9 protein-coding genes are annotated in these 11588 nt (G+C 42.0%); 1 reads left to right on the top strand and 8 read right to left on the bottom strand.

Going from position 1 to position 11588, the window contains the following annotated elements; all coding sequences use genetic code 11:
* Positions 1 to 160: 160 nt before the first annotated feature.
* The 8 genes from EI164_RS11200 to EI164_RS11165 form a co-directional block, all read right to left on the bottom strand.
* Positions 161 to 472 (bottom strand): NGG1p interacting factor NIF3, encoded by a 312-nt coding sequence (locus EI164_RS11200; protein WP_192520043.1) that lies wholly within the window; start codon positions 470 to 472, stop codon positions 161 to 163.
* A gap of 37 nt (positions 473 to 509) precedes the next feature.
* Positions 510 to 1136 (bottom strand): DNA-3-methyladenine glycosylase, encoded by a 627-nt coding sequence (locus tag EI164_RS11195; RefSeq protein WP_192520042.1) that lies wholly within the window; start codon positions 1134 to 1136, stop codon positions 510 to 512.
* A 65-nt stretch (positions 1137 to 1201) separates the two neighbouring features.
* Positions 1202 to 2275: a glycosyltransferase family 4 protein gene (locus EI164_RS11190; protein ID WP_225739245.1), complete on the bottom strand. Its 1074-nt coding sequence runs from the start codon at positions 2273 to 2275 to the stop codon at positions 1202 to 1204.
* Between the two features lie 326 nt (positions 2276 to 2601).
* The gene (gene purC, locus EI164_RS11185) at positions 2602 to 3315 is read right to left on the bottom strand and encodes a phosphoribosylaminoimidazolesuccinocarboxamide synthase (protein WP_192520041.1); all 714 of its coding nucleotides are present in this window, start codon (positions 3313 to 3315) and stop codon (positions 2602 to 2604) included.
* A gap of 130 nt (positions 3316 to 3445) precedes the next feature.
* Entirely contained in the window at positions 3446 to 3760 is a 315-nt protein-coding gene (locus EI164_RS11180; RefSeq protein WP_225739244.1) for a hypothetical protein, read from the bottom strand.
* Positions 3761 to 3815: 55 nt separating this feature from the next.
* Positions 3816 to 4721: a 4-hydroxy-tetrahydrodipicolinate synthase gene (gene dapA / locus EI164_RS11175; protein WP_192520039.1), complete on the bottom strand. Its 906-nt coding sequence runs from the start codon at positions 4719 to 4721 to the stop codon at positions 3816 to 3818.
* A gap of 448 nt (positions 4722 to 5169) precedes the next feature.
* Positions 5170 to 6378, bottom strand: coding sequence for a hypothetical protein (locus tag EI164_RS11170; RefSeq protein WP_192520038.1), 1209 nt, complete (start codon positions 6376 to 6378; stop codon positions 5170 to 5172).
* Between the two features lie 399 nt (positions 6379 to 6777).
* A complete protein-coding gene (locus EI164_RS11165) occupies positions 6778 to 8244 on the bottom strand; it encodes a Do family serine endopeptidase (protein ID WP_413038459.1) in 1467 nt (488 codons plus the stop codon).
* An 849-nt stretch (positions 8245 to 9093) separates the two neighbouring features.
* Here EI164_RS11165 and EI164_RS11160 point away from each other — a divergent pair.
* Entirely contained in the window at positions 9094 to 11376 is a 2283-nt protein-coding gene (locus EI164_RS11160; RefSeq protein ID WP_192520037.1) for a cation:proton antiporter, read from the top strand.
* Positions 11377 to 11588 lie beyond the last annotated feature (212 nt).

Below are 11588 nucleotides of genomic sequence, written 5' to 3'. Positions count from 1 at the left end.
TGCTTTGGCTGTCACCCTCCTTTTATCTCCTCAGCATACTTTCTGATACACCACCAAAAAATTAATCATACCTTGCTATCATTAAACCCAACCTCAATGCCAAATAAGAACCATTTCAGCTTGATGGTTTATTGTGTCTGATGATATTGGCGCTTTAATTTTAAAACGCTAATACCTTAATGACATCGTAAGCAGGCGTTTCGTACGGGTGACTGCTTTTGAGTGCTGTAATCACAGCCTCGATATATGACTCATCAACCACCATCTCCACTCGCCACTCCTCAACTGCTTCGAGTCTACCGTGCGTACCGATATGCGGGTTACTACCTGCCAATGGCTTGAACTGGCCTGTTCCCTTTACTTGCCAACAGCACTGCTCATAGGCGCCAATTTTCCCAGCACCAGCCGCAAACAGAGCAGACTTTACTTCATCTAACGCTTCATCAGGAATAAAAACGGTCAACTTATACATTGATTCACCTCATAAAATAAGTTTAAATCTTAATCTATTAGTTCTTAGACAAGGAAGCATGATCGGTCCATATATAACGCAATAGCCAGTCTTTGGCATCTCCGGCGTAGTCAATCCCAATACGCGTGCGTAATGATACTGGCGGCGCACAATTATCATCCTCTATCCACACGCCAGATGCTGGACTAATAGGTTTGCCATATAAATCTCGGTCTATTTGCAAACGCTTCGTCAGCTTACCAGGACCAGAAAACTGTTTTGGGTGGCTGAGCTGTTTGGCAGGAATCAGGTGTTGCTCATCACTCAAACGATCGCTCTCATCAATCAAAAACCCAGCGCGGATCAATACCGATTCGGGTGATTCAGACTGCCCACTAATTAAGTTGAGCATGTGATGAACACCGTAGGTCAAATACACATAGAATACACCACCTGACTGATACATAATCTCTGTGCGTGTCGTTCGAGTGCCTGCATGGGAATGGCAAGCAGGGTCATTTTGACCTATATAGGCTTCGGTTTCAGAGATACGCATACGCAATATTTTTTCTGATCCGTCGCTATCGATAAGTTTGCGGCACAGTACTTTGCCTATTAAGTCGGCAGCGACCACACAAGTAGGACGCGTAAACCATGATGGCTCTAAAATAATCGATGTAGACATGGGCGATACCTTTTCTTACTTTTATGTTGAACCGCTCATACAGCTAATGAGTACTCTACGTTAAGTCATTCAAAGCTGTTAAGTAGATCTAACCACTCGCTTATTATATGATCGGGTTGATAGATTTCGACTTTTTCTCTTCCTTTTAAGCTAATAGTTTTTTTCTGTTCATCATCTTGCATCAAACCAATCAATGCTAAAGCAAGTTGGTCAACATTATTTTCAGGAACTAAAATAGAGCCCGTACCTTCTAAAACTTCTGCGGGACCAGGCCAACAATCAAAACTAACAATAGGAAGACCAAAAGACAAAGCCTCCGTTAAAACCATACCGAACCCTTCTACTCGAGAGCTCAGACAAAATATCTCTGCCTCTCTATAATAGTGACCCACATTATCAGTCGCGCCAACCAACTCTACACTCTCGGTTATTTGGTTTGCTTCGATAAACTTCGTTAGCTGGGCTCTTTCTTCACCCTCCCCAACTATTTTTAATGTCCATTCTGGCAGAATGCTAGCTACCTGAAGCCAAGCTTCAAGTAATAAATCAAACCCTTTTTCTCTATGTAGGCGACCAACCGCCAATACTATTTTTTTATTTTCCTCGATATATTCTTGAATGGGAAATGGACAAGGATTGGCTATAGCGGTTACTTGTGACTTATGACGAGTATTTTTTAGCCAATACTCCTTATCTCTTTTGGTTAAAGTAACCACTGAATCACAGTATCGCGCCGCTAAATGTCTGACGATAGAGTCTCGACTGATACCTTCGTTGGGATCAAAGTTAAAATGCTCCCAGCCTATGTGCTTTACTTTCAGGCCTAACGTTGCGGGTAAAGTATATGGAATGGATTTGGTGTCTACGGCTATCATTACGTCAACATGCTCTACTTTTAACAGCTTTCTTATTTTATAGACAGTATAAGGAGTATGAGCAAAATTAGTGCGCGCAGAGCCTAATAGTGAAATGACTTTGATATCTTCATTTAGAGGAAAAAAAGGTTCATCACAAGGCCCAAGACTGGCCAATATTATGTCATGGCCAACTTCAGATAAGCCGTTAGCAATCATAGAACCTACTCGTTCAACACCAGCACCCTTGTTCAGGCCATAAAATAACACCATTAAAATTTTCAAATCGAGTGCCTTACTTGTTAGGGTCTGTTGTTAGTAGCAAATGAAAAAAGCAAGACCATCGTTAAAATCGAACCATAGCTGATAGTTCGATACTTATAGCACTTGAAGTATCATTCCAATATTTCAAAAATTTGATTTTAAAAACTCGGCTCTAAAAGCTCAGTTCTAAAAACCCGCAACATTCATCTTACCAGTATATAGCTAAGTATTTGATAGCTAAACTTTGCTACCTAAACCAAGTGCCCACTTTAATTTTTTGCATAAAAAAACTGAGCGATAAGCTCAGTTTTTTGTGGAATCTAATAACGGCTTGACCTAATAACTGCTTAGTTTAATGGCACACCAATACGGTTCGCCACTTCTTCGTAAGCTTCGATTACGTCACCCAATGATTGACGGAAACGATCTTTATCGAGCTTTTTCTTAGTGCTCTTATCCCAAATACGGCAACCATCTGGGGAGAACTCATCACCCAACACGATACGGTCGTGGAATACACCAAACTCTAGCTTGAAATCAACCAGTATCAGATCGCCTGCATCAAACAATTTGCTCAATACATCATTAACTTGATGAGTCAACTCTTCCATTCTTGCCAACTGTGCTTCAGTGGCCCAACCAAGTGACAATGATAGTGACTCATTCACCAGTGGATCACCAAGTGCGTCATCTTTATAAAACAATTCATAAGTAGATGGCGTCAACGGCTGCCCTTCTTCTAATCCTAAACGACGAACCAAGCTGCCGGCAGCGAAATTACGCATCACGCACTCGACCGGGATCATATCTAGTCGCTTGACCAATACTTCGTCTTGAGAGAGTTGCTTTTCAAAGTGTGTCTCAATGCCAGCATCAGCCAGCTTTTGCATAATAAAAGCATTGAAGCGATTGTTGACCACACCTTTGCGTGCTAACTGTTCGATGCGCTTACCGTCAAGCGCTGAGGTATCATCGCGGAAGTGTAGAATGAGAAGGTCGTCGTCTTCTGTTTCATAGACAGATTTGGCTTTACCTTTGTACAACAGTTTTTGCTTTTGCATTATAGAATTTCCTGTTCGTTCAAGCTTATGTGGTAAAAACGCGCAGCTACCGCTACATCTGATATGAAAAATTCACTCGTAGTGAAACAAATAATCATAACAAGCTAGCGGTATAAATTGAGAAATATATTTAATTAGAAAGAGTGCTTACCGTACGTTGAGGTTGTGGTAATTGGTACTGCTTACCCGACTCATTCTTTAGTTCAAGCGTATTTTCACCTGCGTTAGGCGTTGCGTACAAAGGCACAAAAGGCGCTGTTTCTTTAGCGGCTGGTAGCTCTATGGGATCAAGCTTTGCACTTTGTTGGTATGTTAAGCTACCGTCATCACGCTTACCAAGTAAGTTTTTGGTCGCTTGGCAACCGCTCAATACTAGGGTACTACCCAATATTAAGGTCAGCATCGCAGGGAATGTTTTTGTAGTCGTTGATGATATTTTCATCATATTGTCTCTCTGAGTTAGCAATCATTGCTCATTTGGTACGGTGTTTTTTACGAATCTATATTAAGTTTGCACGTACTAAGGCTTCATCAATAGTGGCATGATGTTGCTCAGCTAACCAAACCAATGGTAGACGCATACCAGTATCTATCATACCCATTTTATTTAATGCATATTTGACCGGAATAGGGCTGGATTCGATAAATAAATCACGATGTAAATGCTTGACCACATCATGAGCTTTATTAGCCGCTTCAAAATCGCCTTGAAGCGCTGCCGTAAAGGTATCACTCATTGCTTTCGGTGCGACGTTAGCTGTCACTGAAATATTACCTTTGCCACCTACTTTCATCAATTCAAGCGCAGTACCATCATCGCCAGATAGGACAACCATTCGATCACCAACCGCTTTGATCAATTTTTCGCCACGTTCGACAGAACCAGTCGCATCTTTTATTGCCACGATATTTTCAATATCAGCCAGACGCTCTACAGTTTCTTGAGCAATATCAACGACTGTACGACCTGGCACATTGTACAACATTTGCGGAATATTCACCGCTTCAGCAATCGCTTTATAATGTTGATACACGCCTTCTTGAGGTGGCTTGTTATAGTAAGGTGCAACGAGCAATGCACAGTCTGCCCCAGCATCCGCAGCATCTTGAGTCAGTTTGATTGCTTCCATTGTGTTATTGGCACCTGTGCCAGCAATGACAGGTACACGACCTTTGACATGCTGTACAAAATAACGAATCACATCGCTATGCTCTTGCATAGATAGGGTCGCTGACTCACCAGTGGTACCAACTGCAACAAGGCAATGCGTACCTTGCTCAATCTGCCAATCTATGAGGTCTGCCAGACGTTTATAGTCGACCGTGCCGTCAGGATGCATGGGCGTTACCAAAGCTACCATTGAGCCTTGTAGTCGGGTTTTAATCTCGTCGTATGCTGTGCTCATAACTGTGCCTTACTGTATTATCCTAGCTTTTGTCAAAGCTGTCACATGATAGGTCGTTTGCAAGTGTCTGCAGTTTATATAGCTAACAATGCATATCTTAACGGATGCATTCATAGATGCTGCTGACTAAATCTTGCTTGATGTTGGTACTAAATTATTTATACATAATAACGTCATGGACGCCAATTTTTATTTACTGTCAATCCAATTGGTAGATAACAATAAAAACGCCTGCTAGTGTAGCATATTTTGATTTGACCGCTATCAATCAATTGACTCTCAATATCGTTATTCAATACCATGATTGCGTACCAAACCCTGCCAAAGCTTGTTAGAGTCAAGGTTTCTTTTTTGAAAACCTCTGAAAAATAGGTTTGTCATTTAAGCTTAATGCGTTAACAGTTAGTTTAGCGCAATGCATAAGTACTGATAAGTCTTTTGGTGAATATTAACGAATCGTCAACACATCGATAGTAGGCCGATACAACCGAAAAGGTAACCCTCGCGTGCCAATACCACTACTGATAAATATCTGCGCATTTCCATGTTGATATAAACCACGCTGCTGACCCATACGACTATTATTCAGCATGGTTGATCGTTTATCTCTGCGATGAACCTCTTGATTTCTTTGACCCAACCACATGGATTTTTGCGACGCTTTGGCAGCACCTGTAATCAGCAAAGGTCGCGGTTGCAAAGATTTTGGTAAGTCGCTAAGACTATCAAATCGTGATGCCAAAATAATCACTGGCTTAGTAGCACTAGCGATGTTGGCACCAAGTGCCACTTTAGCCGCGGTGTTTGAATCCTCATTATCAGTGAGTTTTTTAGGCATATCTTGCCAGCCACAGAGTGCGGCGACAACTGATTTGGTATCTACCTCTTTTTGGCTGATGGACTCTTGAGTGTCGATAGCAACACCCAAAGAGCTTGTTAATGGTCGACTGTCCACAGTACCCATGCACTTAAGTGGTAATGAGGTGCACTGCTGGCCGATATAACTGATATCGAGCACATCAAACGCTTTAGCCAATGTATCTTCTAACAAGGGTTGACCTTGATTCGTCGTATTAATCGATTGATAGCACAAATCCGAAGTACTCATTACCGTATAGACAGGCTTATTAACCGCTTTGAACAACATCATTTGTCCAACCAAGTCGGCACTTGGATAATACAGCCAGTCTCCAGTAATTAAAACTGCATCTACTGATAGCTCGTTGATAGTAGCAACGAGCTTACGGATATGACGCGGCTTGCCACTATATAGCCCAATGCGTAAATCAGCCAGTACAGCTACTGTCAGCGGCGTTGATAAGTTTAAATCAACAGCATGATGCTCTACTCGTAAACGATTGGGTTGCACCACTGCGGCATAAAAGTACAGTCCCATTACTAATATGGCAATCAATACGGATGACGCGGACAACTGCGCAAGCACTGGCAACACATCTTGCGACCAACCTAACACTAACCACACGATCCAAACGGGCATGGTATAGGCTGTATAATAAAGCAACAGCTTAACCCAAATACGCATAAAGCGCTTGGTGACACTAGCATTGAACGTTTGTAATACTGACCACAGTACGATATACGCTAGCAGTGCTGCTGACGTAGAAATACAGAGTATATAAAAAACATGGTCAGTCATAATTACCTGATGGTTATGTAACGATATGAAGCTATCAAACGGCTTATCCGTATTAGGGCATGTCATTTATTCAATAGATAATCATTTAACAAGGCTATTATTTAACTCATTAATATAATTATATAGTCAAAAAACTCTAAAATGGATACAAGGCAGCCGACTGCATATTTTGCCAGTAGTACCTTTAAAAGAGACAATGCTGTAGTAGCTTAGTAGTGCTTTGGCTATTCCTCTCACTAAAGACACATCTTAAATCGTATGATAAAAAATCAGCCATTATAGAGGTCGAGCTCTATGATAGACAAGTACAATTATCGTCACTCAGCGTCATACTTTGTTCATTCATACTGTTATAACAGCATCTCTTTCATTGTAGATTAACGATCCTTATATGACTGCCTACTCAATACGCAAACCAATAATAGCCGGAATACCTTGACGGATAACCTCTATAGTCACTACACCTTTTTCAGGTAACGATGAAATGGCACTTGAAAAATCCGTGACATCCTTAATTTGTTTTTGGTGAAAATTGGTAATCACATCACCCGCTAATATACCTGAACGTGCTGCCAGTCCAGTAGGATCAACCGTCGTCACCAAAACACCTGTCTTATTGTCTGTCGCAATCTCAGCTTGCTCATCTGTAGTCAAATTGCGTAGGCGTAGGCCCAACTGTACATCATCATTTTGCTGATCACCGCCTTGCGCCCTGACATCATCAGGGGCATAAGCAAGCTGACCATTAACTATCATCTGTTTACCATTACGCTGAATCTGTGCACGGAAGGCATCGTTCGGCTTGGCACGATTGAGCAGATTTAACAAATCTGAGGCCCGCTGAATCTGCACATTATCGTATTGCAAAATAATATCGCCAGGTTTGAGACCAGCCTTTTGTGCAGGTGAATCTGGTGATACTCGTGTCAATAACGCACCTTGAGGGCGAGCCAATTTATAAGCTTCGGCTAAATTGCGGTCGATGTCTTGTGGATAAATACCTAAATAGGCACGCACAACTTCGCCATCGGTTTTGAGCTGCTGATAGATATCTATCGCCGCATCTATCGGTATTGAAAATGACAGCCCCATATAACCACCCGTACCACTAAAGATACGTGAGTTGATACCGATTACCTCACCACTTTGGTTGAATAATGGTCCACCTGAGTTACCAGGATTGAGTGCCACATCTGTCTGAATAAATGGGACGCTGGTTTCACGCGAAAAATTGCGCGACTTGGCACTGACAATACCTGCGGATGCTGAATAGTCAAAACCAAAGGGTGAACCAATGGCTAATACGGGCTCTCCTACTTTTATGGCATTTGAGTCACCGATTGGCAACGCAGGATACTGACTGCCCTTCACTTTCAATACAGCCACATCTGAACGCTCATCACTACCGACCAAGGTTGCATCAAGTTCTGTTCTATCATTTAACGTGACTGTTATTTTATCCGCCCCCTCCACCACATGATGATTGGTCAGCATATAACCATCAGAGGTCACAAAAAAGGCTGTGCCATACGCATGCTCAATCGCTGGCATAGTAGCTTGTTCGGGAATACTGAGACGATCACCAAAGAACTGCCGTAACAACTCAGCAGTCTGTGCCTTGGCAAGCTCAGCTTCGCTGACGGTTTTGGTGACATTGACACGAGCAACTGCAGGTGTGACTTGTTGGACTAAGTCAGAAAAATCGGCTGTAGTGACCGCCGCCTGAACGCTAGTCATCGTTGTGGCAGTGATACCAGCAACCATCGATGTACTGACAGCAAACGCTAGGGTACTACGCTGTAACCAATGCTGCATCTTGAGCTTAGATGGTACTGTAAACATATTAATAGACATATCATCCTCCATATAAGTAATCGTTATTATTGTTAATAGGCATGTCTTGGCTGTTATTAATGGCTATTATAAGATAATGTGGCTTTCGCTCAGATTATTTTAGCAAGACTTTCATCGCTACTTCATTTTCATTATTTATTAAATGACAATCACTTGGTGATACTCGCTAGGTGCATGATAAATAACGCTACTGTATGATAAGCATTATCTTTTATTTTATCGTCATTTCGATAATGCAAAATAACCCCGTGCCCAATTATTTCATAATAGTCTATGCAAGATGACCGCACAGTACGATAATCAGCCCATCACAACAATGACAAAGACTTATAGCTGATGAGGTTAACGTCTTAGCAGTTTTATAGTGAGTATCTATATCGTGGTACAGTCAGCCTCAGTAAGTATGAGATAAAATCATGTTATGATAGCAAGCTAAATAGTTTTATAATTAAACAAAAGTTAGCTAGAAAACTCTACTACTGGCTATTATCACCCTTATTTTCCATCTTTTGCATATCTAGAGGCGCTTTAAACCATTTTTAAAATATAAGTAGCAAGGAAAACAAGTAAACCTACTACCGATAACAAGTTAGTAGAGCAAACAATGTTGACACCGCTAATCGTACTTTTGAAGGTGGTATTATTTATCTAGGCATGCTTTTGTCTTTACTACTTTATAGTATATATATCATATCTGGCTCATGTTGTGATTCATGATAATTATCATTGCTGCTATTTAGCTTTGCTAGAAACATACCTCTACAAAGAGTGATATCAAATCATTTATAGTGCTGCTTATAGCAATTATTCAAGAGCTATTGATAGATATAAAATATGACAAGATTATAAAAGGATCAATTTATGGATACCGCCCTATTATTATCTGGCGTGGTTGGGATCGGCATTGCCGCCCAATGGTTGGCTTGGTATTTAAAGCAACCGTCCATTTTATTTTTATTACTGATTGGTATTATCGTGGGCCCTGTACTGGGTATCTTCGATCCTGATTTAATATTGGGGGAGCTTATGTTTCCCTTTATTTCTTTGGGTGTGGCAATTATTCTTTTTGAAGGCTCTCTGACCTTAGAGTTCGATGAGATTAAGCAGCATGGTACAGTCGTACAAATGCTAGTGTCGGTCGGTGTCCTGATTACCATTGCTATCGTGGCATTATCGACTTATTTACTATTTGATGTCGATCCATTGATTGCGTTGCTATTCGGCGCACTGGTCTGCGTGACTGGTCCAACAGTTATTATGCCACTACTGCGCAGTGTACGGCCAAACAAGACGATATCAAACATCCTAAAATGGGAAGGTATTATCATCGATCCAATCGGCGCAATCGCCGTGGTATTGGTCTATGAATATATTATTTCTGGCGGTGAAGCTAGCAGTATCTTACTGTTTGCCAAAATCGTCGTACTAGCAACTGCCCTTGGGATGGCTGGTGCTTGGCTGCTCGCATTTCTCATGCGTCGCCATATGATTCCTGAGTTTTTGCGCAATGTCTTCACACTAGCCTTTGTGTTGGTCTTGTTTTCAATATCCAACCACTTAGAGCATGAGTCTGGTCTGTTGACCGTCACAGTATTGGGCGTGGCCTTAGCAAACTGGCCAAAATTCCCGCGTGAGACTATCTTAGAGTTTAATGAATCCTTAACCATCCTACTTATCTCTGTACTCTTTATCATTCTTGCTGCTCGTGTAGAGCTGGCAAGCTTAATGAGTGTCGGCTTTGCAGGATTGGTACTACTCGCTATCGTCATGTTTGTAGCACGTCCATTGTCTGTGTGGGCATCGGCTATCGGTTCAAACTTGAAGACTAGCGAAAAACTAATGATTAGCTGGATTGGGCCACGCGGTATCGTCGCTGCAGCTATTTCATCACTGTTTGCCATTCGTCTACAAGAGTACGATATTCAAGGTGTTGAGCTACTCGTACCCTTAGTATTTATGGTCATCATTGGCACAGTTATGATTCAAGGTATTGGCTCAAAAATGGTCGGTAATTTACTTGGTGTCCGTGAGCCTGAAACCAATGGTATCCTCATCGTCGGCTCCAACCCTATCGCGTTATTGATAGCCACATCTCTAAAAGACCAAGGCTTTGATGTCATCGTTGCGCACAACAACTATACCAATATCGCCCGTGCACGCATGAGTGGTTTGCGTACTTATTTTGGTAACCCCATCTCTGACCATGCCGATCACAACCTTGACCTTATCGGTATCGGTCGTCTGTTTGCCATGAGTATGGATAAAGAGATGAATACCTTGTCCGAGATTCATTATCGTCATGAGTTCGGTGAGCGTAAACTATATCGCCTCAAATTCAGTGATGAAAAAGTCAAAAGCGAGCGTGAAGACAAGCAGTCAAACTTTCAATCGCAGTGGCTGTTTGGCAAAGACGCAACGTACACCAAGCTGGCTAGCATGCTGTCTAAAAAGGCTCGCATCAAAATCACCAATATTACCGATAGCTACAGCTTTGAACAATACAAAGCGGATAACAAGCAGTTTGTGCCGCTATACACCATAGACAAAGAAGGCAAATTGCATGTCATCACCGACAAGTTCGATGGTACGGTACCACGTGATCGCAAGCTTATCTCACTGGTAATAGAGGATGAAGTACAGCCAAAACCAGTCGATGTCACGCCTAAGCAAGAACAGGCACGGATGGCCGCTGATGCCAGCTTTGAGTCCAGCTCAAAAGCGCCTGAAAAGCGTAAAGAAAATGAGCCGGTCGATGACAATTCTGAACAAACAGCTGATGATGATAACAATAGTGATGTCGCTAAACAAAATGGCGCCAGTGAGACAGCCACCAAACCAAGCAACAATACTGAACCGACGCACTCACCAACCACGGCGACAGACGAGACAAAAACAGTGCCTGATTCTGTGGTCAATACAGGAGTGATGTCAGCAAATTCAACCGCTGTATCCAAGACTAAAGCATCTGCCAGTAGCAGTGCCAACGGCAACGGTAATGCGCCTAAAACCAAGAAAGGCACGCTCGATCCTAATCGCTTTCCTGACTCTGGTAAAGACATGACGACCAACTCTGAGGTTGATATCGCTAAAGATACTGAGCCGAAGAACATGGATAATAGTGTAGGTGATAATATAGATAAATAGACGGCAATCGATAAAGCTGTTTCGTCCAACACATCCTAGTAACCAAAAAGCCCCAACACACTGTTGGGGCTTTTTGTTGCATGCTTATTTATAGCTAATACTGCAAACGAAGTTCATGCTGTCACTTTTTATAGCGATTTTACTCTATTTAATATCCGGTGGTGTTCTAAAAAGTATGCTGGCATCAGACATAGCCATAATTGACATAGAAG

It is taken from the genome of Psychrobacter sp. FME13 (assembly GCF_014861395.1).
In the GTDB taxonomy this organism is placed as follows: domain Bacteria; phylum Pseudomonadota; class Gammaproteobacteria; order Pseudomonadales; family Moraxellaceae; genus Psychrobacter.
Note: the sequence above shows the minus strand (reverse complement) of the source record. Positions and strands in the feature narration are given on the sequence as shown.